This window comes from Sphingomonadaceae bacterium OTU29LAMAA1 (genome assembly GCA_024072375.1).
Lineage (GTDB): Bacteria > Pseudomonadota > Alphaproteobacteria > Sphingomonadales > Sphingomonadaceae > Sphingomonas.
Genome location: CP099617.1, coordinates 978,015 through 1,000,286, shown reverse-complemented (window position 1 = coordinate 1,000,286; position 22,272 = coordinate 978,015). Strand labels below are relative to the sequence as shown.

The following is a 22,272-nucleotide window of genomic DNA, read 5'->3' as shown; positions in this document are numbered from 1 at the left end:
CGCAAAACTCTTCTTCTCTCTGCGTCTCCGCGTGAACCACTCTTCTTCGCGTCTTCGCGCGAACAACCCCCACGGAAAACCGAACCTTGCCTTTCCCGCCGAACCAAGGTAAGCGCCGCACACGTTCCACCACGGAATGCGATTGATGGCGCGCCTACGGGTGCACGCTGGCCGGCGAGGTTTCGCCCGCCGGCGTCTTTTGCGTTGCGGGTATGATGAGGGTCTTGAGGCGATGTTCGACAGTCTGAGCGACCGGCTTGGCGGCGTATTCGACCGCCTTCGCGGCCGTGGCGCGCTGACCGAAGCCGACGTGCGGACGGCGATGCGCGAAGTGCGCGTCGCGCTGCTGGAGGCGGACGTGGCGCTGCCGGTGGCACGCAGCTTCGTCGACAAGGTCACCGAACAGGCGGTCGGCCAGAACGTCCTGCGCTCGGTCACGCCGGGGCAACAGGTCGTCAAGATCGTCAACGATGCGCTGGTGGAAATGCTCGGCGCCGACGAATCCGAACTCGAACTGTCGGTCACGCCGCCGGCCGTCGTAATGATGGTCGGCCTGCAAGGCTCGGGCAAGACGACGACGACCGCAAAGATCGCCAGGCGGCTGACCTCGGGTGTCGGCGGCCGCGAGCGCAAGAAGGTGCTGATGGCGTCGCTCGACGTCAATCGCCCCAACGCGCAGGAACAGCTCGCCACGCTGGGGACGCAGATCGACGTCGCCACGCTACCGATCGTTGCCGGCCAGCAGCCGGTCGACATCGCCCGCCGCGCACTCCAGGCCGCCAGGCTGCAGGGCTATGATGTCCTGATGCTCGACACCGCCGGTCGTCTCCACGTCGATCAGGCGTTGATGGACGAGATGAAGGCGGTGGCCGAAATCGCGGTGCCGCAGGAAATCCTGCTCGTCGTCGATGCGCTGACTGGGCAGGACGCGGTCAACGTCGCGCAGAACTTCTCCGATCAGGTGCAGCTGACCGGCGTCGTGCTGACCCGCATGGACGGCGATGCCCGCGGGGGCGCGGCGCTGTCTATGCGCGCGGTCACCGGCAAGCCGATCAAGTTTGCCGGTGTGGGCGAAAAGCTCGACGCGCTCGAAGCCTTCCACCCCAGCCGCGTCGCCGGCCGCATCCTCGGCATGGGCGACGTCGTCAGCCTCGTCGAGCGCGCGGCGGAATCGATCCAGCAGGAAGACGCCGAGCGGATGACCGCGCGGCTCGCCAAGGGTCAGTTCGACATGAACGACCTGCGCAGCCAGCTCGCTCAGATGCGCCGCATGGGCGGCCTTGGCGCGCTCGCCGGCATGATGCCCGGCATGAAGAAGGCGCAAGGCGCGCTCGCCACCGCAGGCGGCGACAAGATGCTGATTCACATGGACGCGATGATCGGTTCGATGACCGTGAAGGAGCGTGCCAAGCCCGAACTCATCAACGCCAAGCGCAAGATCCGCATCGCCAAAGGCTCCGGCACCACGGTGCAGGAGGTCAACAAGGTCCTGAAGATGCATCAGGAAATGTCCACCGCCATGAAGAAGATCAAGAAGATGGGCGGGCTGAAGGGCATGATGGCGATGCTGGGGAAGGGCGGCATGGGCGGTCTCGGCAACGCCCTCGGCGGTGCGGGGCTCGGCGACATGATGGACAAGGCCGGTGGTGGGCTGCCCAAGGGTCTGCCCGGCCTCGGCGGCGGTCAGGACGGCATGCCCAAGCTGCCGCCCGGCTTCGAAAATCTTCTCAAGAAAAAGTAATCATTCAACTCAACTGATTTAGAACGAAGGAATATCACATGGCTCTCAGCATTCGTCTGTCGCGTGGCGGCTCCAAGAAGCGTCCCTATTACCGCATCGTCGTTGCCGATGCGCGCAGCCCCCGCGACGGCAAATTCATCGAGAAGATCGGCAACTACAACCCGCTGCTCGCCAAGGATTCGGAAAGCCGCGTCGTGCTCGATGCCGAGCGTGCGAAGTATTGGCTGTCGAACGGCGCGCAGCCGACCGACCGCGTCGCTCGCTTCCTCGACGTCGCCGGCGTCCGTGAGCGCGCGGCTCGCACCAACCCGAACAAGGGCAAGCCGGGCGAGAAGGCCACCGAGCGCGCCGAAGAGCGGGCCGAGAAGTTGAAGGCGCAGGAAGAGGCCGCTGCGGCCGCCGCCGCCGCTCCGGCTGCCGCTGAGGAGGCTCCGGCCGACGACGCCACCACCGAGACGACCGAGGCGTAAGCATCGGAACCGGCCATGATGCGTTGACCTCCTCGTTCTGAAGGAGTTGACGCATCATGGCCATCGAACCCGATCCCCGCACCGCGCCCGACGATCTCGCGGACGGTGCCACCAGCGACGCCACTAACGAAGGCGTTTCAAACACCGAGCCCGCGGAAGGTGACGACGATGCCCCAACAGGAGGCGACGGATCGCCCGAACAAGCCGGCGGCTGAACCCAGCGTCACGCTGGCTGTGGTGATCGGTGCGCATGGCATCCACGGCCAGGTGCGGCTGAAGGTGTTCGCCGAAGATTTCGGCAGCTACAAGAGCTTCAACCAAGGCGCACTGACGCTGAAGGCGTCGCAGGCCGGCAACAACGGCACGATCGCGCGTTTCGCCGAGATAGCCGACCGCAACGACGCCGAGGCGATGCGCGGCACCGAACTCACCGTCCCACGGTCGGCGTTGCCACTGCTCGGCGAGGGCGAATATTACCACGCCGATCTGATGGGGTTACCGGTGGTGTCTACCACGGCGGAAGAGCTTGGCCGCGTGGTGCTGATCGAGAATTTCGGCGCCGGTGACGTGCTTGAGATCGAGCGGCCGAACGGCAAGCGTTTCATGATCCCGATGAACGCCGACGCGGTGCCCGAATGGAGCGCCGAACGGCTGGTGGTGAACGCCGACTTCGTCGAGTGACGTGAGGTACTCCCAACTCGCAATCCCCGAGAAAGCCGGGATCCATGGAGGCACCTGGGGCGTGTGACGCGGATCATCGCCGACCGTGCGTATCCATTTCCATGGGTTCCGGCGTTCGCCGTGATGACGGAAAGGGGCGCGCACCTTACCGCCGGATCGGCCGCCGCTCGCTCAGCAGGTTCCGGATCGTCGTCGCCGCGACGCCGGCTTCGCCCATCGCGTGGCTGATCTGGTCTAGCCCCTTCACCACATCTCCCGCCGCGAACAGGCCCGGCACGGTGGTCCGCTGGTGATCGTCCACTTCCAGACACCCCTCGTCGCTCGCCCGCGCACCCGCCGCGACCGCCAGATGCGAGCGGATGCGTGATCCCAGCGCCGGGTAGACGCTGTGGAACCGCATCCGCCCGCGCGCCGTATCCAGAGCCAGCAGATCGCCTTTGATTGCCCAGCCGCCGCATGGTCCCTGCACCCGCACGATGCCGGCCTCGTCCAGCTTGGCGGCGCAGGCGTCATCAAGTAGATGCTCCGCCTCGGGCGAGATGAGTGTCACGTCCCGCGTATAGCCGCGCAGGAACAGCGCCTCGCGCGTCCCGTGATCGCCAGTGCCGACCACCCCTACGCGCTTGTCGGTCACCTCGTATCCGTCGCAAATCGGGCAATAGCGGATCATTCCGCGCTCCAGCGCCGGATCGTGCACCTCGGGAAGGATGTTCGGCCGATGGTTGACCACACCGGTCGCCAGCAGCACCGTCCGCGCCGCATAGCTGCCGGTGTCGGTAACGATGCGGAAATCCTCTCCGTCACGCTCGATCGCCGTGACCCGCTTTTCCTCACGACGCGCACCATACTTCTCCGCCTGCGCCAGCATCAGTCCCAGCAGCGCCTTGCCGCCGATCCCCTCGGGATAGCCGGCATGATTGTGCGTGCACGGGATCATCGCCGCCCGGCTCGATCCGCTGTCGAACAACCGGATCGACAGGTGGAAACGCGCCAGGTAGATCGCCGCGGTCAGCCCCGCCGGCCCCGCGCCGACGATGATGCAATCGTCCATCAGCCTTGCACCCGATCAAGCATGTATATACATCCCGTGTATACGGAGATACGTCATGGGTAACGAATATCGCGCTAAGGTGTTCAAGTCAGGTAATTCCGTCGCGCTGCGGCTACCGAAAGCGCTTGGCATCGCCGATGGCGCCGAGATGGTCCTGCGCGAGGAGGCGGGAAAGTTCACGTTCGAACCCGCGCCGGTCGAGCGCAAGAGAATCGACCTGACCGGGATCTACGGTTCCTGTCCGGGTTTGAAGCCTCTCTCACGCGATGAGCGGATGATGGAGCCACGGGAACTGGACTGGGAGGGGAAGCTCCTGCGTCGTGACTGAGCCGCGTTACCTGCTCGATTCGAACATCTGTATCTACGTGTTGGAAGGTCTTTCGGACGTCGCCCGGGCGCGTGTCGAGGCGTGCGCCCCCGGTGAGATCGCCGCGTCCTCCATCACGTATGCGGAGGTCTTGCGGGGGGTCGACCCCTCGAATGCGCGAGCTATGGCGGCGACGAAGGCGTTCTTCACAGTGTGCAGGGTGCTGCCATTCGGAGATGCGGCGGCTGAAGTCTATCAGCGTGTTCCGTTCAGGCGCGGGCGCTTCGACCGGCTGATCGGTGCGCACGCCATTGCTCTGGGACTGATCGTCGTCACCAATAACGAAGGCGACTTCGACGACATCCCCGGCCTGTCTGTCGAGAACTGGACCCGATGACCTTCACCGCCACGATCCTGACGCTCTACCCCGAGATGTTCCCCGGCCAGCTTGGCGCGTCGCTCGCCGGACGCGCGCTGCGGGAGGGTAGCTGGGCGTGCGACCCCGTGCAGATTCGCGACTTCGCCACCGACAGGCACCGCTCGGTTGACGACACGCCTGCGGGTGGCGGCGCCGGCATGGTGCTGCGCGCCGACGTGCTCGCCGCCGCGATCGACAGCGTCGCCGACGATCGCCCGATCCTCGCGATGACGCCGCGCGGTCGGCCGCTCACCCAGGCCCGCGTCCGCGAGATCGCCGCCGGCCCCGGCGCGATCGTCCTCTGCGGCCGGTTCGAGGGCTTCGACGAGCGCATCTTCGAAGGTCGCGAGATCGAGGAGGTGTCGATCGGCGACTATATCCTGTCGGGCGGCGAGATGGGGGCGCTCGTCCTGCTCGATGCTTGCATTCGGCTGCTCCCCGGCGTAATGGGCGCGGCTTCAAGCGGTGTGGACGAGAGCTTCGAAACGGGGCTGCTCGAATATCCGCAATATACCCGACCATATGAATGGGAAGGGCGCACGATCCCCGAAGTGCTGCGATCGGGGGATCATGCGAGGATCGCGGCCTGGCGCAAGTCGATGGCCGAGACCGATACACGGCTACGGAGGCCGGACCTGTGGGAGCGCCATGAGGGCGCTCGGGTCAAGCCTCCCTCTGGCGCGCGGCGAACGAAGGACTGAAGTTTATGAACATCATCCAGCAGCTCGAAGCCGAGCAGATCGAAAAGCTGACCGCCAAGCGCGCGATCCCCGAATTCCGTCCCGGCGATACGCTGAAGGTCGGCGTGAAGGTCGTCGAAGGCGAGCGCACCCGCGTCCAGAACTACGAAGGCGTGTGCATCGCGCGTTCGAACAAGGGCATGGGCTCGTCGTTCACCGTTCGCAAGATCAGCTTCGGCGAGGGCGTCGAGCGCGTCTTCCCGCTGTACTCGCCGAACATCGATTCGATCGACGTGGTCCGCAAGGGCGCCGTCCGTCGTGCCAAGCTGTACTATCTGCGCGGCCGCACCGGTAAGTCGGCGCGTATCGCCGAGCGCCGCGACACGCGTCCGGCCAAGGGCACCGTCGCCGCGGAGTAATCCCGGCCGGTCTTTGGATACAAGGAAGGGCGCGGAGGATGACCTCCGCGCCCTTTTTGATGTGGTCGCGGATCAGGTATTGGCAGCGCTGGTCCGGATATTGCCGTTGACACCCGCCGGGAAGAAGCCACCGGACGTGACTGCTGCGCGGTTCTGGTACACCACGTTCAGCACCTGCGGCGCGGTTCGGCCAAGCGCCAAACCATTGGTGACCGCCGGCACGAAGTTGGCGGTCGTCGCATTGCCGATGTCCTGATCGGTGTCACCAGCGCCATCCAGCGTATCGCGCGTGTCGCTGATTTTGGTGATGTTGCCGTAGATCGCCGATCGCGTCAGCCCCTTCGACCACAATGTGCTGCGGATCGCGGCGTCATGGTAGCATTCAGTGGCGAGAATACCGGCCGATGCTTCCAGAAACGTCTTGTTCGTGATCAGCCGTGCCGAGCCGCGATAGGCTGTGACCCCGACATCGGTCAGCAGATAAGCGCCGACGAGGAAGTTCTCGTCATTGGCATAGGGATCGAACGTCTCGGTTGCGCCGATCACGCCTGCAGCGCGCGCTGCCGCCGTAAACGCACCGGTGGCATCTCCCGCGATGTTGATGGCGGGCTGTGCCACCGCGGCGCTGCCCAGCGACGTGCGGAGGAAACGGATATGCGCGGTTTCGTCAAAAGCGATTTCGCGCGCATAGTCTGCGACGACGGGATCGGTGAAGTTCACTTGACGACCGCCGGTAACCGCGCCTTGCGTGCCGGCGCCCGTGGTCAGGTCGGCGCGGACCGGCTGTCCGAACGCCGCCTGGTTGTAATAGGCACCTTCGAGATATTCGAGGCTAAGCGCGAAGTTGAGGATGTCCACATCGACGTTTGCGGACGGGGTGGGGGTAGGGGTTGGCGTAGGGAACGGCGTTGATTGCTCGTCGTCGTCGTCACAGGCGGACAACAACGTCAGGCCGCCTGCCATCGCGGCAGCGCCGCCACACAAGCGGATGAAACGGCGTCGGGCGGCGCGGGCGTGGCCGGCGCTTTCCATCATGTCGAGGATCGTGGTCTGGTCGGTCATAACGGGTCTCTCCCTGGTTCGGTATCGTCAGGCGGCGGTCGTGCGGAGCGTGCCGTTGACGCCGTTGGGGAAGAAGCCGCCCGACGAAGCGGACGTGCCGGCGGTCAGATAGACGATGTTGAGCACCTGCGCGGGCGTCCGGCTGAAGGCGATGCCGTTGGCGTCGGTCGGCGCGATGTTGCTGACTTGGACGTTGACGGTGGTGCCGCCGGTATTAACGTAAGGCACGGTTTGCGTGGCAACGCCCTGGTCGAGATCCGCAGGGCCATCGAGCGTGTCACGGGCGTTGGAGATCGACTCCGAAGCCGTGCGCAGGGTCGATGCACCGATGCCCTTGGCGTAAAGCGCGTTGCGGATCAGCCCGGCATGGAACGCCTCCACCGCCAGAATGCCGGCGGCGGCATCTAGGTAGGTGTTGTTGGTGATCAGCGGCGATGCGCCCTTGTAGGCGGTAACGCCGACATCCTCAAAGATGAACGCGCCGAGCAGAAAATTCTCGTCATTGGCATAGGGATCGAAAGTCGCTCCGGCGCCGATCAGGCCGGCAGCGCGGGCCGCATTCGAAAAGGCGGTGTTGGGGCCGACGCCGATGTCGATCGCCGGCTGTGCGACGGTGCTGGTGCCGAGCGCGTTGCGCAGGAAGGCGACATGCGCCACCTCGTCCGCTGCGATCTCCCGCGCATATTGGCGTACGACGGGATCGGTGAAGGTCACCTGACGCCCGCCATTGACGGACCCCTGCGTGCCGCTGCCGGTGAGCAGGTTGGAGGCAAGGCCGGTGCCGTTGGCCGCATAAGCGTAGAATTGCGCTTCGAGATATTCGAGGTTCAGCGCGAAGTTGAGGATATCCGCATCCGACGGCGCGGTCTGCGCAGCGGCGTCCAGTGGAATGGAAAGCGTCGCACCGATAGCGGCGGCACCGATCGCGGTCTTGAAAAAAGCCCGACGGTCTTCACGGCGCCGGACGCGCGCGTCCATCGTATGGATCAGCTGATCTGACTCCATCATCGTTCGTAACCTCCCTGACATTCGGCAAGGGTCCAACAGGCGTGGCGGCCCTGATCCCTGAGAACGTTACGTTCATCACGATGAAAGGATGCCCGATACAGCAAATAAATGACGTATTTATAGGATGTTACGGGTATGATGCTACGAAGTTGTTGATGTGTGTTCGGGATTGTCAAAGCAGCTGACGCGCATTGCCGCGGCGACGGCAATGTGCTGTCTTCGCCGCGACGAACCGGACCGGAGAAGGCGGCGCATGATATTCAGGGTGATGACGCTTTTCGCCGCGGCCGCGTTGACGGTTGCGCCGGCAGCCGCGCAATCGGCGCGGGACGTCCTGACCCAGGCATCGTTCTCGGCTCGCAGCAAACCGGCGGCGTTGCAAAGCATCGGCGAGGCGGAACGACTGGCGGCTTCGGTGCTGGCCCACGCACCCGGCGATCGGGAGGCGCTGTTGATGCAGGCCACGGCTCGCAGCTATCGCGCCAAGATGAACGGCAGCAGGGCCGATGCGATCGCGGCTCGCAAGATGTTCGAGGCGCTCGCGGCAAAGGCGCCACTCGATCCCGAGCCGCAGCTGGGCCTGGGCGCCTGGCACATGGGTGCGGTGTTCAAGCTGGGGGGCATGATCGGTCGTGCGGCTCTGGGCGCACAGAAGAGTGTCGGCCTCGCTGCGCTGGACCGCGCTGTGGCGGGTGGGGGCAACCGGGCGATCTACGCCGGCGTGGCGGCGCTGTTGCGGCTGGAACAGGATGCAGGCGATCCGAAGGGGCGCGCGCTTGCCGAATTTGCGAGCCGGGCGGGTGCGCCTACAGCTTTCGATCGCGTGATGCGTCGTGCCGCCGCTGCGATACTGGCCTCGATCCAATCCGGCAATGCGGGCGCGACCCGAACGCTGGCGGCACGCTTGCTGCCCTTCGGGCAGATCGACGACTAAATGGTGGTGATGCTGGATCGGCAGGCGGCAGAACGACTTGCCGTGAAGGTGCTGACACGTCATTTCGATGGACAGTCGATCGATTGCCGTATGAATTGACGTAAAGCTATCGGGATGATGCGGGAGTGACGGACATGCCTGACTGTCGACGGAAAGCCGTTCATGCCGTTGCCATGATGGCCATGGCCTTCATGCCGCTGTTGGCAGAGGCGCAACGCAGGCCCGTGCCCGCGACGATCAAGAAGCGCGTCGTTACGAGTTCCGGCGACGCCGAGATGCTGTTCGCATCGGATGTGGCGAACACGCGGGCGACGCTGGCGGGCCTGTGTGAAAAGATCGGCTGGAGCGTCCGCTGGAAGGGCAGCATGCGCGACACGTTACGCTGCGATGTACCCACCAGCGAAACCACCATCGTCCAGATGGCGGGCGCCAATGCGGGCGACCTGCGTTACCTGATAGCGACCGGTACGGCGGTGCCGGTGCGCAAGGAGGTCGTCTTTCTGCTCGCTGCGAAGCGCGGTGGTACGGTGGTACGGGCACAGGCGGCCCGGTTCTTTCCGGCCGTATCGGGTGTGACGCCAGTGCGAAAAGCGATCGAAGACGAGAATACGTTCAACGGGCTGATCAATATACTGGCGCTGGCAGGCGGTCGGTTCGCACCAGGCACCCGGTTCGAGCGCATCGCATATCTGGGCTTCCGCACCGATCAGGTCAGCGATGCGACCGGAGATGGAACCCGCAAGACAAGAGGCCTCGTCGTCGGCGACGTCGATGCCGGCAGCCCGGCGGCGCTGGCGCAGATGCGTGTCGGCGATGTCATCCACGCCATCAATGGCAAGACCTTCGGCGACTATGAAGTGGCAACGAAGCTGATGGCAAAGCTGCGACCGGGGGACCCGGTGCACCTGACGGTTCAACGTGATGCCGCACCGATCACGGTAGATCTCGTCGCGATGGACGTGCCCGGCATACGGTAGGTTGGCAGAACAAGGCTGGCAGCATCTGCCCGACCTTCATTCTGCCAATGGCGTATCGACTGCGAATAATACGCTGATCGGCAGAAGCCCGGTGGCTCCTGCCGATCGATGCTCACTGGTCGAGGAACGAGCGCATTTTGCGGCTGCGGCTCGGGTGCTTGAGCTTGCGCAGCGCCTTCGCCTCGATCTGACGAATGCGTTCGCGTGTCACGCTGAACTGCTGGCCGACCTCTTCGAGTGTATGATCAGTGTTCATGCCGATGCCGAAGCGCATGCGCAGCACGCGTTCCTCACGCGGCGTCAGCGAGGCGAGGACGCGGGTGACCGTTTCCTTCAGGTTCGCCTGAATCGCCGCATCCACCGGAATGACCGCATTCTTGTCCTCAATGAAGTCGCCGAGATGCGAATCCTCCTCGTCGCCGATCGGCGTTTCGAGGGAGATCGGCTCCTTGGCGATCTTCATCACCTTGCGGACCTTCTCGAGCGGCATCGAGAGGCGCTCCGCCATCTCTTCCGGCGTCGGCTCGCGGCCCTGCTCGTGGAGGAACTGGCGGCTGGTGCGGACCAGCTTGTTGATCGTCTCGATCATATGAACCGGGATGCGGATGGTCCGCGCCTGATCCGCGATCGAGCGGGTGATCGCCTGCCGAATCCACCACGTCGCGTACGTGCTGAACTTGTAGCCGCGGCGATATTCGAACTTATCGACCGCCTTCATCAGGCCGATGTTGCCCTCCTGGATCAGATCCAGGAACTGAAGGCCGCGGTTCGTGTACTTCTTGGCGATCGAGATCACGAGGCGCAGGTTCGCCTCGACCATCTCCTTCTTGGCGATACGCGCCTCGCGCTCCGCCTTCTGCACCATGTTGACGATGCGGCGGAACTCGGGGAGCGCCATGCCGGTCTGTTGCGAAATCTCGCTGATCTCGCCGCGGATGCGGTCGACCGCCTCGCCCTCGTTGGTGGCGAATGCAACCCACTTCTTGTCGAGCTTGCCGACCGTCTGCAGCCACGTATCGTCCAGCTCGTGGCCGACGTAGCGGTCGAGGAAGTCCTTGCGGCTCACCTTGTGACGCTCGGCGAGGCGCAGCATCTGTCCGCCCAGCGCGGTCAGGCGCCGGTTGTAGGCATACAGCTGATCGACCAGATATTCAATCTTGGCGTTGTGGAACTGGACGCTCTCGACCTCGGCGGTCAGCTCCTCGCGCAGCTTGTGATACTTGCGCTCGTCCGACGCCGACAACTCGCCACCAGCGGTCATCGCATCGAGGCGCGCCTGCTGGATCTTGCTGAACTTCTTGTAGAGCGCCGTGATGTTGGCGAACCGCTCCAGCGCCTGTGGCTTGAGCGTTTCTTCCATCTGCGCAAGGCTGAGGGTGTTGTCCTCATCCTCGTCGTCGGACGGACGCGGCGCGCGCGGCTCACCGGATTCGTCGTCCTCGTCGGCCGACGCCTCTTCGGGCTCGGGCTCGTCCTTGAAGCTGGCGCCGGCGGTCTTTTCGCTGATCTCGCCCGATTCGTCGTCCTCGGCACCCTCGACCTGCTCGGGCGAAGGTCCCTTGGACAGCATCGCATCGAGATCGAGGATCTCGCGCAGCTGCATTGTGCCTTCGTTGAGCTGGGTCGACCAGTCGATGATCGCGTTGAAGGTGATCGGCGATTCGCACAGGCCGAGGATCATCGTGTCCCGGCCGGCCTCGATCCGCTTGGCGATCGCGATCTCGCCCTCGCGCGACAGCAGCTCGACGGCTCCCATCTCGCGCAGGTACATGCGGACCGGATCGTCGGTACGATCGACGGTTTCCTTCTTCTTGGTCTCTAGCGCAGGCGCGGCGGTGCCGTCGCCGTCGACCTCGACGACCTCCGGCTCGTCGTCCTCGGCTTGCTCCTTCTCGTCGCCGTCATCGCCCGCTTCGTCGTTCTCGACGATGTTGACGCCCATCTCGTTGAGCGCGGACATGATGTCCTCGAGCTGGTCGGACGACATCTGGTCCTGCGGCAGCGCCTCGTTGAGCTGGTCGTAGGTGATGTACCCACGCTTCTTGGCGCGGGCGACCAGCTTCTTGATATCGGCATCATTGAGGTCGATCAGCGGCGCGTCGGTCACGTCACCACCCTCATCGCCACCGTTACCGTTAACTTTCGCCATCAATTGCCCTCGGATCCCAACGCTCGGGCGTCTTCGTTCGACTGCACCAAATTTGCAAGTCGAAGCTCCAACGCCTGTTTCTCTTTCACCAATGCCACCTGCCGTTCGAACGCCTCGTGGGTGAAGTGCGTCTGCATCGAAGCGGTCGCCTCCATCAGCGCCAGATCGACCTCGGGACGCGCCACCATGATGGCGATCGCTTCGTCTAGGTCGGCTCGGGCGCGGTCCGGATCACCGCCGCTTTGCGTGAACGAATAGGGCATCGTATCGGCTCTCAGCAGTTCGCTCGCGACTGAATCAAAACCGCTTCGTGCCAATATGGTGCGCAGGGCCGCGCTATCAAGCGCCTGATCCTCCAGCGCGACGTCGACCACCGCCTCAAACAGCCGGCCGAGCGGCCCGCCCACCAGCTTGAGGCTGCCGAGCACCTCCATATGCCGGGCGATTTCCACGGGATGGCGGATCAGTCCGGCCAGTACCGCTTTGGCGAGTACGCGGTCGATGCCGACGGCGTGGAACGCCTTTACGTCCTCGGTCGGCGGCGCGATCGGCTGTTTCCACTGCCCGTCGCTGCCGCGCTTGCCCTGCGGCCGAGGGGCGTTGGGGGTGAAGACGCGGCGCTTCGGCGCAAAATGTTCGTAGAAGCGGTTCTTGAAGTCGTTCTCATATTCGCGCCGGACCGAGGCATCGGCGATCGTCGCGGCGAGCTCTGCCAGGCGCTGCTTCAGGCCGGCGCGCTGTTCGGGTGTATCGAGCGGGCCGGCGGCGACCTCGCTTTGCCAGAGGCGATCAACCAGCGGCTGCGGCTGCTGGAGCAGCGCCTCCATCGCCTGCGCGCCGCCCGCCTTGACCAGATCGTCGGGGTCCTGCCCCTGTGGGAGGGTGATGAACGACAGACTTCGACCGTTGCCGAGCAATGGCATCGCGCGCGCCGCCGCCCGCAACGCCGCCTTCTGCCCGGCGCTGTCGCCGTCGAAGCAAAGGATCGGCACGTCGACCATCCGCCACAGCCGCTCCAGCTGCGCTTCGGTCAGTGCGGTGCCGAGCGGCGCGACGGCTTCGTGAATGCCCGCCTGCGACAAAGCGATGACGTCCATATAGCCCTCGACCACCAGCACGCGGGCGGCCTTGCGTGCGGCCGGGGCGGCGCGGTCGAGATTGTAGAGCGTGCGGCCCTTGTCGAAGAGCGGCGTATCGGGGGAGTTAAGATATTTCGGTTCGCCCTCACCAATGACGCGGCCACCGAAGGCGATCGTCCGCCCGCGCGCGTCTCGGATCGGGATCATCAGCCGGCCGCGGAACCGGTCGTACGGGGCCTTCCCCTCGACCTGGATCAGCAGCCCGCATTCGACCAGCGCGGGGTCGCCGTAGTCCTTCAGCGCGGTCTTCAGCTTGCCGCGGCTGTCGGGGGAAAAGCCCATGCCGAAGGTGCGCGCGGTGTCGGGGGAGATGCCGCGTTTCGCGAGCACGGCGCGGGCCTCGCTGCCGCCGATGCCGCCCAGTTGTTCGGTGAACCAGGTCGCGGCGTCGGCCATCGCATCGTGCAGGCCCTTGGCACGCTCGGCCTTGGCGGCGGAGGCGCGGTCCTGCGCCGGCATCTCGAGCCCGGCGGCCTGCGCGAGTTCCTTGACCGCATCGATGAACGGCAGGCCGCGCTGGTCCGTCATCCACTTGATCGCGTCACCGTGCGCGGAGCAGCCGAAGCAATGGTAGAAGCCCTTGTCGTCGTTGACGTAGAACGACGGAGTCTTCTCGTTGTGGAACGGGCAACACCCGCGCATCTCGCGCCCGGCCTTTTGCAGCTTGGTCGTCTTGCCGATCAGCGCCGACAGCGAGGTGCGGGCGCGGAGCTCGTCAAGGAACTGCGGAGACAGGCTCATGCGGCTGATTCTACCATGAACGAAGCGGGGCCGCGCGGCAAATCTCGACCTTCGAAGCCGCGGAAGTTGCCAAACTTGCCACTACGTCGGGTTCGGAAACACCTTCCCGGCGGGTGACCTGCCCGGCCGGGGTGCGTGAACGATCGACGATGGGAAAGAGCGTAGGCAACAAGCGTACACACTTTGTTCCGTGTAGGACAGGGGGTTCCTTGTAGGACAGGGCTTCCCTTTCCTCAGGATAGGGACGCCTTCACCAGCCCGCTCGCCTTGCTCATGTCGAGGTTGGCCGCATGCCGCGCCTTCAGCTCCGCCATCACGCGACCCATGTCCTTCATCCCCGATGCGCCGAGTTCCACCTTGATCGCCTCGATCGCCGCCACGGTATCGGCCTCGCTCATCTGCGCAGGCAGGAAGCGTTCGATCACCGCGACCTCCGCCTTCTCGGCATCGGCAAGCTCCTGACGCCCGCCCGTCTCGTACATCGTGATCGATTCGCGGCGCTGCTTGACCATCTTCTGCAACACCTCGACCACCACCGCATCGTCGTCGGCGGGCGCGGTACCGGTGCGCAGTTCGATGTCGCGGTTCTTGATCGCGGCCTGGATCAGACTGATCGCGTTGCGCGCTTCCTTGTCGCCGGCCTTCATGGCGGTGACCTGTGCGGCCTTGATGTCGTCGCGAATCATGGGGAAGCTCTCGAAGATGACGGTGAAGCGGACGACCTAGCGGAGGAACGGCTGCCCGTGAACCGGTTGACCTGAGGGGGGCAGGGGTCTAGCGGCCACCGCTTAGCGACATAGACGAAACCAACCGGAGTGCCCGCCAAGCCATGGCCGACGCCAAGCCCATTGCCATGCCCGCCAAACCTGAGGGTGCGACCGGCGTTCTGGTTCTCGCGAGCGGCGACGTCGCGTGGGGCCGCGGCTTCGGCGCGGAGGGCGCGGCGGTCGGCGAGGTGTGTTTTCACACCGCGATGACCGGTTATCAGGAGATCATGACCGACCCGTCGTTCGCGGGGCAGATCATCACCTTCACCTTCCCGCACATCGGCAACGTCGGCGCGAACCCGGACGATATCGAGGCGGATGCGCCGCATGCGCTGGGCATGATCGTGCGCGAGGACGTGACCGCGGCGTCGAATTTCCGCGCGGTCGAGCGGCTGGACGGCTGGATGCAGCGCCATGCCCGGATCGGCCTGTCGGGGATCGACACGCGGGCGCTGACGCGGCGCATCCGCAGCGGTGGCGCTCCGAACGGCGTAGTCGCGCATGCGGCGGACGGGGTGTTCGATCTCGACGCGCTGCTGGCGATGGCACGGGCGTGGCCGGGGCTGGAGGGAATGGACCTCGCCAAGAGCGTGTCGACCGAGACGCATTACGCCTGGGGCGAGACACGCGAGGGCGGCCCGTGGCGGCTGGGCTTCGGCTATGGTGGGGACGAAGGCGGCGAGCGACCGCACGTCGTCGCGATCGATTACGGCAGCAAGCACAACATCTTCCGCAACCTTGTTCAGGCCGGTGCGAAGGTGACGGTGCTGCCCGCAGAGGCGACGTTCGACGAGGTCATGGCGCAGAACCCGGACGGCATCTTCCTGTCCAACGGCCCAGGCGACCCTGCTGCGACGGGCGAATATGCGGTGCCGGTGATCCGGCAATTGCTCGATACGGGAAAGCCGCTGTTCGGCATCTGCCTCGGCCACCAGTTGCTGGGGCTGACGGTGGGCGCGACCACGACCAAGATGTTCCAGGGCCATCGCGGCGCCAACCACCCGGTCAAGCGGCTGAGCGATGGCGCCGTCGAGATCACCAGCATGAACCACGGCTTCGCGGTCGAGCGCGACAGCCTGCCGGCTAACGTTCGGGAGACACATGTGTCACTGTTCGACGGGTCGAACGCCGGGCTGGAACTGACGGATCGGCCGGCGTTCAGCGTGCAGTATCACCCTGAAGCGTCGCCAGGGCCGCAGGATAGCCTGTATCTGTTCGAGCGGTTTGTCGGGTCGCTTAGCCGGTCGGCATCATGAGTGCGTTGCTCGCACTTGCTGTGCAGGCTGCGACGCTCCCTCATTCCTCATCACGTCGCCAGATGAGCCAGGCACGCCTGAATGCGATGGCCGATGCGTGCCACGCACCGCGAAAGTGGGTCGAACTGAGAGGCCGGGAAGTCGTGTTCAAGGCTAATCCGGATGCAGAATATAAGAAGATCGAGTGCATGCTCAGGAAGATCAGCGCGGTGGTCGACATGCCGAACATCGGCTTCGTCGGCAACGAACAGATTTCGGAAGACAAGTAATGCCAAAACGCACCGACATCTCCTCCATCCTCGTGATCGGCGCGGGGCCGATCGTTATCGGTCAGGCATGCGAGTTCGATTATTCGGGCACGCAGGCGATCAAGGCGTTGAAGGAGGAGGGCTATCGCATCGTCCTCGTCAATTCCAATCCCGCCACGATCATGACCGACCCCGAGCTGGCCGATGCGACCTACGTCGAGCCGATCACGCCCGCGATCGTCGCCAAGATCATCGAGAAGGAGCGGCCCGACGCGGTCCTGCCGACGATGGGCGGGCAGACGGCGCTTAATACCGCGCTGGCGTTGTTTCACGACGGCACGCTGGAGAAGTACGGCGTGACGATGATCGGTGCGGATGCCGAGGCGATCGACAAGGCCGAGGACCGGCTGAAGTTCAAGGATGCGATGACCAAGATCGGGCTGGAAAGCGCCCGCTCCGCCATCGCGCACACGATCGAAGAGGCGCTGGCGGGGCTGCAGATCACCGGCCTGCCCGCGATCATCCGGCCGAGCTTCACGATGGGCGGCTCCGGCGGCGGCATCGTCTACAACCGCTCCGAATTCGTCGACATGGTCCGCAAGGGGCTCGACGCATCGCCGACCACCGAGGTGCTGATCGAGGAATCGCTGCTCGGGTGGAAAGAATACGAGATGGAGGTGGTGCGGGATCGCAACGACAATTGCATCATCATCTGCTCGATCGAGAACGTCGATCCGATGGGCGTCCACACCGGCGATTCGATCACCGTCGCGCCGGCGCTGACGCTGACCGACAAGGAATATCAGATCATGCGCAATGCATCGATCGCGGTGCTCCGGGAAATCGGTGTCGAAACAGGCGGTTCCAACGTACAGTTCGCAGTCAATCCGAAGGACGGCCGACTGGTCGTCATCGAGATGAACCCGCGCGTGTCGCGCTCGTCGGCGCTGGCATCGAAGGCGACCGGCTTCCCGATCGCCAAGGTCGCCGCCAAGCTGGCGGTCGGCTATACGCTCGACGAGATCGAGAACGACATCACCGGCGCGACGCCCGCGAGCTTCGAACCGACGATCGACTACGTCGTCACCAAGATCCCGCGCTTCGCCTTCGAAAAGTTCAAGGGCGCGGAATCGGTGCTCGGGACGGCTATGAAGAGCGTCGGCGAAGTCATGGCGATCGGGCGCAATATCCACGAGAGCATGCAGAAGGCGTTGCGCGGGCTGGAGACCGGCCTGTCGGGCTTCAACGCGGTCGAGCGGCTGGTCGGCGCGCCGCGTGCGGAGATCGAAGCCGCGCTTGCGGTGGCGACACCCGACCGGCTGCTGGTCGCCGCGCAGGCTTTGCGCGAGGGCTTCACGGTCGCGGAAATTCACGCGATCGCCAAGTTCGATCCGTGGTTCATCGAGCGGCTGGAAGAGATTGTCGCGGCTGAGGCGGAGGTCTGCAAGAACGGCCTGCCGATCGAGGCAGCGGGTCTTCGCAAGCTCAAGTCGATGGGGTTCAGCGACAAACGGCTCGCCTATCTGGCGCTGAAGTCGGCCAATCTGCGGGGTATGGAGCGCGGCATTGCTCGCGGATCGGGGCTGATCCACGAAGCGGTCGTCGCGATGACCGGAGGCGTCACCGAGGAGGAAGTGCGGGCGCTGCGCCATCGTCACGGTGTGCGGCCGGTGTTCAAGCGCATCGACACCTGCGCGGCGGAATTCGACGCCAAGACGCCGTATATGTATTCGACTTATGAGGCGCCCTCGTTCGGCGAACCCGAGGACGAGAGCATGCCCTCCGATCGTCGCAAGGTAGTGATCCTGGGCGGCGGCCCGAACCGGATCGGGCAAGGGATCGAATTCGACTATTGCTGCTGCCACGCCTGCTTTGCGCTGGCGGATGCGGGCTACGAAACGATCATGATCAACTGCAACCCGGAGACGGTGAGCACCGACTACGACACGTCCGACCGCCTGTATTTCGAACCGCTGACCGCCGAGGACGTGCTGGAGATCCTGCACGTCGAGCAGTCGCGCGGCGAGCTGGTCGGGGTGATCGTGCAGTTCGGCGGGCAGACGCCGCTCAACCTCGCGCGCGCGCTGGAGAAGGCGGGCATCCCGATCCTGGGAACCTCGCCCGACGCGATCGATCTGGCCGAGGATCGCGAGCGGTTCGCGGCGCTGGTCAACAAGCTGCGGCTGAAGCAGCCGGCGAACGGCCTCGCGCGCAGCCGCGACGAGGCGGTCGCGGCGGCGGAGCGCATCGGCTATCCGGTGCTGATGCGGCCGAGCTACGTGCTCGGCGGGCGAGCGATGGAGATCGTCGATTCGCTCCAGCAGCTCGACGATTACATCCAGACCGCGGTGCAGGTGTCGGGCGATTCGCCGGTGCTGATCGACCAATATCTGCGCGACGCGATCGAGGTCGATGTCGATGCGATCTGCGACGGCGAGGATGTCGTCGTCGCCGGCCTGTTGCAGCATATCGAGGAGGCGGGCGTGCACTCCGGCGACAGCGCCTGTTCGATCCCGCCCTATTCGCTGACGCCGGAGACGATCGCCGAGATCGAGCGGCAGACGGTGGCGCTGGCGCATGCGCTGTCGGTCAAGGGCCTGATGAACATCCAGTTCGCGGTGAAGGACGGCGAGGTTTACCTCATCGAGGTGAACCCGCGCGCATCGCGCACCGTGCCGTTCGTTGCCAAGGCGATCGGCGTTCCCATCGCCAAGATCGCGAGCCGCGTGATGGCGGGCGAGATGCTGCGCGACCTGCCGAAGATCGATCGCCACATCGATTATTATGCGGTGAAGGAAGCGGTGTTCCCGTTCAATCGCTTCCCCGGCATCGATCCGGTGCTGTCACCGGAAATGAAGAGTACCGGCGAAGTGATGGGGATCGATCCCGATTTCACTACCGCCTTCGCCAAGTCGCAGTTGGGTGCGGGTACCGTGCTGCCGACCGGGGGCACCGCCTTCGTCAGCGTCAAGGACGGCGACAAACCGCATATCGTGCCGGCGGTGAAGTCGCTGCTGGAGCGCGGGTTTAAGGTGCTGGCGACCGGCGGGACGGCGGACTACCTCGCGCTCGCCGGTCTGGGGGTCGAGAAGGTCAACAAGGTGGCGCAGGGGCGGCCGCATATCCTCGACCGGATCATGGACGGCGAGGTGACCTTGATCTTCAACACGACCGAAGGCTGGCAGAGCCTGAAGGATTCGAAGCCGATCCGTCAGGCGGCGCTGGCGCAGAAGATCCCGTACTTCACCACGGCACCTGCCAGTGTGCAGGCGGCGGCGGCGATCGGAGTGACGCATCTTGAAGTCCGGCCCTTGCAATCCTATTATTCGCAGTCGCACAACTAATCCCGACATAATGGAATGTGTGCGGGCGCGTCGGTGAAAGGCGCGCACGGGTCAGAGTGAATTGGGGACGTAGATATGGCGACCGTCGAAAAGATGCCGATGCTCCAGGAGGGCTATGAGACGCTCACCGCGGACCTGAAGCGTCTGAAAGCGGAGCGTCCCCTGATCGTGGATGCGATCGAGGAAGCGCGCGCGCACGGCGATCTGTCGGAAAACGCCGAATATCATGCTGCGAAGGAGCAGCAGGGCCAGAACGAGGCGACGATCAGCGATATCGAGGACAAATTGTCCCGTGCACAGATCATCGATCCGCTGGAGCTGTCGGGTGACAAGGTGGTGTTCGGGGCTACCGTGACGCTGCTCGACGACGACGACAAGCCGGTGAAGTACCAGATCGTCGGCCAGACCGAGGCGAATGCCAAGACCGGCCGGATTTCGTACAATTCGCCGCTGGGCCGGGCGCTCATTGGGCGCAAGGTCGATGAAGAGGTCGAGGTGTCGGTGCCCGCGGGTGACCGGTATTACGTCGTGTCGAAAATCGAGTTTATTTGATCGCCAAGGGGTGAGGGGGAAGCGCCACCATCGGTCGGCACTTCATCGAGCTTCAACTTCTGTCATCCCGGCGAACGCCGGGACCCACGGCTTCGCACCGCCGCTGATGTGCCCGCCGTGTTGAGTTCACCGCATCCATGGGTCCCGGCGTTCGCCGGGATTACCGGGAGGGGGCGTCTGACCTGTCGCTGAACTGGCGCATCGCAACATCATCCCCGCGAATGCGGGGATGACTAGTCGATCCTGCTGCGATCTGACTTAGCCGTCTTGATTATGGATTCCCGCCCTAGCGGGAATAACGCAGTAGCGTGAGGGCGATAAGCACCTCAAGCTGGTGGCGTGAGCAATTCCGGCTCGAGCAGGCGGTGCAGGTGAACGACCACGAACTTCATCTCGGCGTCGTCCACGGTGCGCTGCGCATTCGCGCGCCAAGCCTTTTCGGCGCTGGCATAGTCCGCAAAGATACCGACGACCTCCAGCTTCGACGGGTCGGCGAATTCGAGTGTACGGGGATCGGTAACGCGACCGCCGAAGACGAGGTGGAGCTTGCTCATGCGAGTGTCCCGGGTGTGAGGTTCAGGCAGCGGCACTAGCGTGTTGCGCTGCAGTATTGAACCCCCGACGGCAGCGGAACCGGCGATGATCGCCAATCCCGCCGGGTGTTCAGCCCTTGTTGGCCGCGGTCTTGGCGGCGGCGGAGCCGGCGCTGGTCGCTGCTTTGGCGATGCCCTGGAACAGCGACTTGACCTGATCCTTTGCCGCATCCTTCGACAGGCCGGCGTTCTGCAATTCGCTCGTGCCGGTTTCCCGCGCCGCCTGGAACGCACTCCGCGCCCGTTCGCCGAGGCTGCGGCCGACGGGGGCGAGCAGTTCCTTTTCCTTTGCCGAACGCGGGATAAGCGCACCGGCCAGTGCGCCAATGGCGAGGCCGCCGGCGACGATGGCGAGCGGGTTGGATTCGATCGCGTCGGCGGCGCGATGCGCTGCGTCGCTCGCGGCATGCTTGGCGTCGTCGATGCGGTCCTGGGTATGCAGATTGGACATCGGGTTCATCCTTGTGGGAGTTGGTCTTGCGGGCCGAGGCCGGGTTCGTGATCGCGATAACCCGGCTTGTGCGGCTTGGGTTTGCGGCGGAACATGCTGGCGATCCGGTGGCGGGCCAGGAACAGGCCCGCTACCGCGGTGGCGCCGGCTACCGCGCCGGGATTGCGCACTGCGGCGTTCAGGCTGGCTTGAGCCGCCGCGCCACCCTTGTCGGTGACGTCGCGGGCCGCCTGCAACGCCAGCGTCCTGGGGTTGAGCTTCACCTGCAGCTTGCCGAGCGTGGCGGACAGGCGCTCGCGCGCCGCGGCGGCCTCCTGCTCGGCGTCGGCGAGGCGGGTCGAAGGATCGGCGGTGCTCATTGCGGCTTCCCCGGTGTCAGACGCCCCTTGCCGATGATCGCCAGTACGCCGGCGATCGCCAGCGTGCCGATCACCACCGCGGCGGTGGCGAGGCCGGGCCCGATCAGCGTCGCGAGGCTGAGGATCAACCCGACCAGCAACGCGATCAGCGCCGCCAGTGCGAGCACGCCCGCAACGGCGAAGAAGACCGCCGCATTCTTGTACGCGCTCGCCCGCTCGCCGACCCGCGCCTTGACCAGCGCAACCTCGGCGCCGGCCAGCCCACGGGCATCCTCGACGAGCTGGGATACTAGGGTGCCGATGCCCTCGTCCTCCGCCACCTGTTCGATCACCGCCATGGGACCGGTCAGGCCTTGTTGCCGTCGATGCCGGACTGGACGATGCGGGCGACCGCGAAGCCAAGCGCTGCGGCCACACCGACGGCGACGCCCGGGCTCTTGCGAACGAATTCGCGCGCCTCGTCTAGCAGTTCCTCGACGTCCTTGCCCTTGATCTGTTCGGAGAAGCTGGAGACCGCGCCGGCCGCCGAACGGGCATATTCGCCATATTGCGCGCCGAGCTTCTCGTCGACCTGACCGGCAGCGTCATTGATCATCTGCGACAGCTGATCGAGACCACCCACCGCACGTTCCTTGCCGGTATCGGCCAGGGTGCGAATCTTGTCCGTCGCCTGCGCACCGTATTTGGACGAATAGTCCTTTACAGTCTGTTTCGCCTGTTCGGTCTTGCTGCCGCCCGATGCCGGATCGAAATCGACGCCTGCATCCTTCAGCGGCTCTGCGGGCGTGAATTCCGTGCTGGCGGGGGGTGGCGTGATGTCGCCGTCGTTGATCGGTTTCAGGTCGTTATCGGCCATGACGCGCCCTTTGCTGTTGTTCGACACCCTCAACCCCGTCGTTGCGAGTGCGGTTCCCTGATCGTTCGG

At 64.8% G+C, this 22,272-nt stretch carries 24 protein-coding genes and 2 pseudogenes; 15 read left to right on the top strand and 11 right to left on the bottom strand.

Annotation, left to right across the window (positions count from 1 at the left end; translation table 11 throughout):
• The first annotated feature begins 232 nt into the window (after window positions 1-232).
• Genes ffh through rimM form a run of 4 tightly spaced genes read left to right on the top strand, consistent with a single transcriptional unit; the run spans window position 233 to window position 2,892 of the window.
• Window positions 233-1,741 (top strand): signal recognition particle protein, encoded by a 1,509-nt coding sequence (gene ffh, locus NF699_05040; GenBank protein ID USU06048.1) that lies wholly within the window; start codon window positions 233-235, stop codon window positions 1,739-1,741.
• Between the two features lie 38 nt (window positions 1,742-1,779).
• Complete coding sequence (rpsP, locus tag NF699_05035) at window positions 1,780-2,211, top strand: 30S ribosomal protein S16 (protein USU06047.1); 432 nt, start codon at window positions 1,780-1,782, stop codon at window positions 2,209-2,211.
• A 56-nt stretch (window positions 2,212-2,267) separates the two neighbouring features.
• On the top strand, window positions 2,268-2,426 hold the full coding sequence (locus NF699_05030; GenBank protein USU06046.1) for a hypothetical protein: 159 nt from the start codon (window positions 2,268-2,270) through the stop codon (window positions 2,424-2,426).
• Window positions 2,380-2,892, top strand: coding sequence for a ribosome maturation factor RimM (gene rimM / locus NF699_05025; protein USU07004.1), 513 nt, complete (start codon window positions 2,380-2,382; stop codon window positions 2,890-2,892). The genes NF699_05030 and rimM overlap by 47 nt, the downstream gene beginning before the upstream one ends.
• A 145-nt stretch (window positions 2,893-3,037) precedes the next feature.
• On the opposite strand, the gene NF699_05020 is transcribed toward rimM, so the two are convergent.
• The gene (locus tag NF699_05020) at window positions 3,038-3,943 is read right to left on the bottom strand and encodes an NAD(P)/FAD-dependent oxidoreductase (protein USU06045.1); all 906 of its coding nucleotides are present in this window, start codon (window positions 3,941-3,943) and stop codon (window positions 3,038-3,040) included.
• Between the two features lie 55 nt (window positions 3,944-3,998).
• On the opposite strand from NF699_05020, the gene NF699_05015 reads away from it, so the two are divergent.
• The 5 genes and pseudogenes from NF699_05015 (at window position 3,999) to rplS (ending at window position 5,767) form a co-directional block, all read left to right on the top strand.
• Complete coding sequence (locus NF699_05015) at window positions 3,999-4,271, top strand: AbrB/MazE/SpoVT family DNA-binding domain-containing protein (GenBank protein USU06044.1); 273 nt, start codon at window positions 3,999-4,001, stop codon at window positions 4,269-4,271.
• Between the two features lie 37 nt (window positions 4,272-4,308).
• Window positions 4,309-4,554, top strand: a pseudogene (locus NF699_05010) (VapC toxin family PIN domain ribonuclease).
• A pseudogene (locus NF699_05005) lies at window positions 4,546-4,647 on the top strand (VapC toxin family PIN domain ribonuclease). Before NF699_05010 ends, NF699_05005 begins: the two co-directional pseudogenes overlap by 9 nt.
• Window positions 4,644-5,369, top strand: coding sequence for a tRNA (guanosine(37)-N1)-methyltransferase TrmD (gene trmD, locus NF699_05000; protein ID USU06043.1), 726 nt, complete (start codon window positions 4,644-4,646; stop codon window positions 5,367-5,369). The pseudogene NF699_05005 and the gene trmD overlap by 4 nt, the downstream one beginning before the upstream one ends.
• A 5-nt stretch (window positions 5,370-5,374) precedes the next feature.
• Entirely contained in the window at window positions 5,375-5,767 is a 393-nt protein-coding gene (gene rplS, locus NF699_04995; protein ID USU06042.1) for a 50S ribosomal protein L19, read from the top strand.
• Between the two features lie 72 nt (window positions 5,768-5,839).
• Here rplS and NF699_04990 read toward each other — a convergent pair whose 3' ends face one another.
• The gene (locus tag NF699_04990) at window positions 5,840-6,829 is read right to left on the bottom strand and encodes a ferritin-like domain-containing protein (protein ID USU06041.1); all 990 of its coding nucleotides are present in this window, start codon (window positions 6,827-6,829) and stop codon (window positions 5,840-5,842) included.
• Between the two features lie 27 nt (window positions 6,830-6,856).
• On the bottom strand, window positions 6,857-7,837 hold the full coding sequence (locus tag NF699_04985; GenBank protein USU06040.1) for a ferritin-like domain-containing protein: 981 nt from the start codon (window positions 7,835-7,837) through the stop codon (window positions 6,857-6,859).
• Window positions 7,838-8,105: 268 nt separating this feature from the next.
• Between NF699_04985 and NF699_04980 the strand changes: the two genes are divergently transcribed.
• Complete coding sequence (locus tag NF699_04980; protein USU06039.1) at window positions 8,106-8,771, top strand: hypothetical protein; 666 nt, start codon at window positions 8,106-8,108, stop codon at window positions 8,769-8,771.
• 173 nt (window positions 8,772-8,944) lie between these two features.
• Complete coding sequence (locus NF699_04975; protein ID USU06038.1) at window positions 8,945-9,748, top strand: PDZ domain-containing protein; 804 nt, start codon at window positions 8,945-8,947, stop codon at window positions 9,746-9,748.
• A gap of 112 nt (window positions 9,749-9,860) precedes the next feature.
• Here the strand turns inward: NF699_04975 and rpoD are convergent, their stop codons facing one another.
• The 3 genes from rpoD to NF699_04960 form a co-directional block, all read right to left on the bottom strand.
• Window positions 9,861-11,897 carry an RNA polymerase sigma factor RpoD gene (gene rpoD / locus NF699_04970; protein USU06037.1) on the bottom strand — a complete coding sequence of 679 codons (2,037 nt, stop codon included), beginning with the start codon at window positions 11,895-11,897 and terminating at the stop codon, window positions 9,861-9,863.
• Window positions 11,897-13,777, bottom strand: coding sequence for a DNA primase (gene dnaG / locus NF699_04965; GenBank protein ID USU06036.1), 1,881 nt, complete (start codon window positions 13,775-13,777; stop codon window positions 11,897-11,899). The genes rpoD and dnaG overlap by 1 nt, the downstream gene beginning before the upstream one ends.
• 233 nt (window positions 13,778-14,010) lie before the next feature.
• Complete coding sequence (locus NF699_04960; protein USU06035.1) at window positions 14,011-14,463, bottom strand: GatB/YqeY domain-containing protein; 453 nt, start codon at window positions 14,461-14,463, stop codon at window positions 14,011-14,013.
• Between the two features lie 143 nt (window positions 14,464-14,606).
• Between NF699_04960 and carA the strand changes: the two genes are divergently transcribed.
• The 4 genes from carA to greA all read left to right on the top strand — a co-directional run bounded on the left by carA (window position 14,607) and on the right by greA (window position 19,944).
• Entirely contained in the window at window positions 14,607-15,800 is a 1,194-nt protein-coding gene (gene carA / locus NF699_04955) for a glutamine-hydrolyzing carbamoyl-phosphate synthase small subunit (GenBank protein USU06034.1), read from the top strand.
• Complete coding sequence (locus NF699_04950) at window positions 15,797-16,069, top strand: hypothetical protein (GenBank protein ID USU06033.1); 273 nt, start codon at window positions 15,797-15,799, stop codon at window positions 16,067-16,069. Before carA ends, NF699_04950 begins: the two co-directional genes overlap by 4 nt.
• Entirely contained in the window at window positions 16,069-19,392 is a 3,324-nt protein-coding gene (gene carB, locus NF699_04945) for a carbamoyl-phosphate synthase large subunit (GenBank protein USU06032.1), read from the top strand. Before NF699_04950 ends, carB begins: the two co-directional genes overlap by 1 nt.
• A gap of 75 nt (window positions 19,393-19,467) precedes the next feature.
• On the top strand, window positions 19,468-19,944 hold the full coding sequence (gene greA / locus NF699_04940; protein ID USU06031.1) for a transcription elongation factor GreA: 477 nt from the start codon (window positions 19,468-19,470) through the stop codon (window positions 19,942-19,944).
• Between the two features lie 326 nt (window positions 19,945-20,270).
• Here greA and NF699_04935 read toward each other — a convergent pair whose 3' ends face one another.
• From NF699_04935 to NF699_04915, 5 genes are all read right to left on the bottom strand, one after another.
• Window positions 20,271-20,498, bottom strand: a complete 228-nt coding sequence (locus tag NF699_04935) for a DUF4170 domain-containing protein (protein ID USU06030.1) — start codon at window positions 20,496-20,498, stop codon at window positions 20,271-20,273.
• Window positions 20,499-20,607: 109 nt separating this feature from the next.
• Window positions 20,608-20,988 (bottom strand): hypothetical protein, encoded by a 381-nt coding sequence (locus NF699_04930; GenBank protein USU06029.1) that lies wholly within the window; start codon window positions 20,986-20,988, stop codon window positions 20,608-20,610.
• Between the two features lie 5 nt (window positions 20,989-20,993).
• Window positions 20,994-21,347, bottom strand: coding sequence for a DUF3618 domain-containing protein (locus NF699_04925; protein ID USU06028.1), 354 nt, complete (start codon window positions 21,345-21,347; stop codon window positions 20,994-20,996).
• Window positions 21,344-21,685 (bottom strand): phage holin family protein, encoded by a 342-nt coding sequence (locus NF699_04920; protein USU06027.1) that lies wholly within the window; start codon window positions 21,683-21,685, stop codon window positions 21,344-21,346. The genes NF699_04925 and NF699_04920 overlap by 4 nt, the downstream gene beginning before the upstream one ends.
• An 8-nt stretch (window positions 21,686-21,693) precedes the next feature.
• On the bottom strand, window positions 21,694-22,203 hold the full coding sequence (locus NF699_04915) for a hypothetical protein (protein ID USU06026.1): 510 nt from the start codon (window positions 22,201-22,203) through the stop codon (window positions 21,694-21,696).
• Window positions 22,204-22,272: the final 69 nt, after the last annotated feature.

What these genes read in the sequence shown, in the direction of transcription:
- carB (USU06032.1), top strand. Translation starts at nt 16,069, where the DNA reads ATGCCAAAACGCACCGACATCTCCTCCATCCTCGTGATCGGCGCGGGG.
- NF699_04935 (USU06030.1), bottom strand. Translation starts at nt 20,498, where the DNA reads ATGAGCAAGCTCCACCTCGTCTTCGGCGGTCGCGTTACCGATCCCCGT.
- greA (USU06031.1), top strand. Translation starts at nt 19,468, where the DNA reads ATGGCGACCGTCGAAAAGATGCCGATGCTCCAGGAGGGCTATGAGACG.
- NF699_04985 (USU06040.1), bottom strand. Translation starts at nt 7,837, where the DNA reads ATGATGGAGTCAGATCAGCTGATCCATACGATGGACGCGCGCGTCCGG.
- NF699_04915 (USU06026.1), bottom strand. Translation starts at nt 22,203, where the DNA reads ATGGCCGATAACGACCTGAAACCGATCAACGACGGCGACATCACGCCA.
- rimM (USU07004.1), top strand. Translation starts at nt 2,380, where the DNA reads ATGCCCCAACAGGAGGCGACGGATCGCCCGAACAAGCCGGCGGCTGAA.
- ffh (USU06048.1), top strand. Translation starts at nt 233, where the DNA reads ATGTTCGACAGTCTGAGCGACCGGCTTGGCGGCGTATTCGACCGCCTT.
- NF699_04980 (USU06039.1), top strand. Translation starts at nt 8,106, where the DNA reads ATGACGCTTTTCGCCGCGGCCGCGTTGACGGTTGCGCCGGCAGCCGCG.
- carA (USU06034.1), top strand. Translation starts at nt 14,607, where the DNA reads ATGGCCGACGCCAAGCCCATTGCCATGCCCGCCAAACCTGAGGGTGCG.
- NF699_05015 (USU06044.1), top strand. Translation starts at nt 3,999, where the DNA reads ATGGGTAACGAATATCGCGCTAAGGTGTTCAAGTCAGGTAATTCCGTC.
- trmD (USU06043.1), top strand. Translation starts at nt 4,644, where the DNA reads ATGACCTTCACCGCCACGATCCTGACGCTCTACCCCGAGATGTTCCCC.
- NF699_05030 (USU06046.1), top strand. Translation starts at nt 2,268, where the DNA reads ATGGCCATCGAACCCGATCCCCGCACCGCGCCCGACGATCTCGCGGAC.
- rpoD (USU06037.1), bottom strand. Translation starts at nt 11,897, where the DNA reads ATGGCGAAAGTTAACGGTAACGGTGGCGATGAGGGTGGTGACGTGACC.
- dnaG (USU06036.1), bottom strand. Translation starts at nt 13,777, where the DNA reads ATGAGCCTGTCTCCGCAGTTCCTTGACGAGCTCCGCGCCCGCACCTCG.
- rpsP (USU06047.1), top strand. Translation starts at nt 1,780, where the DNA reads ATGGCTCTCAGCATTCGTCTGTCGCGTGGCGGCTCCAAGAAGCGTCCC.
- NF699_05020 (USU06045.1), bottom strand. Translation starts at nt 3,943, where the DNA reads ATGGACGATTGCATCATCGTCGGCGCGGGGCCGGCGGGGCTGACCGCG.
- NF699_04950 (USU06033.1), top strand. Translation starts at nt 15,797, where the DNA reads ATGAGTGCGTTGCTCGCACTTGCTGTGCAGGCTGCGACGCTCCCTCAT.
- NF699_04930 (USU06029.1), bottom strand. Translation starts at nt 20,988, where the DNA reads ATGTCCAATCTGCATACCCAGGACCGCATCGACGACGCCAAGCATGCC.
- NF699_04925 (USU06028.1), bottom strand. Translation starts at nt 21,347, where the DNA reads ATGAGCACCGCCGATCCTTCGACCCGCCTCGCCGACGCCGAGCAGGAG.
- NF699_04990 (USU06041.1), bottom strand. Translation starts at nt 6,829, where the DNA reads ATGACCGACCAGACCACGATCCTCGACATGATGGAAAGCGCCGGCCAC.
- NF699_04960 (USU06035.1), bottom strand. Translation starts at nt 14,463, where the DNA reads ATGATTCGCGACGACATCAAGGCCGCACAGGTCACCGCCATGAAGGCC.
- NF699_04975 (USU06038.1), top strand. Translation starts at nt 8,945, where the DNA reads ATGATGGCCATGGCCTTCATGCCGCTGTTGGCAGAGGCGCAACGCAGG.
- NF699_04920 (USU06027.1), bottom strand. Translation starts at nt 21,685, where the DNA reads ATGGCGGTGATCGAACAGGTGGCGGAGGACGAGGGCATCGGCACCCTA.
- rplS (USU06042.1), top strand. Translation starts at nt 5,375, where the DNA reads ATGAACATCATCCAGCAGCTCGAAGCCGAGCAGATCGAAAAGCTGACC.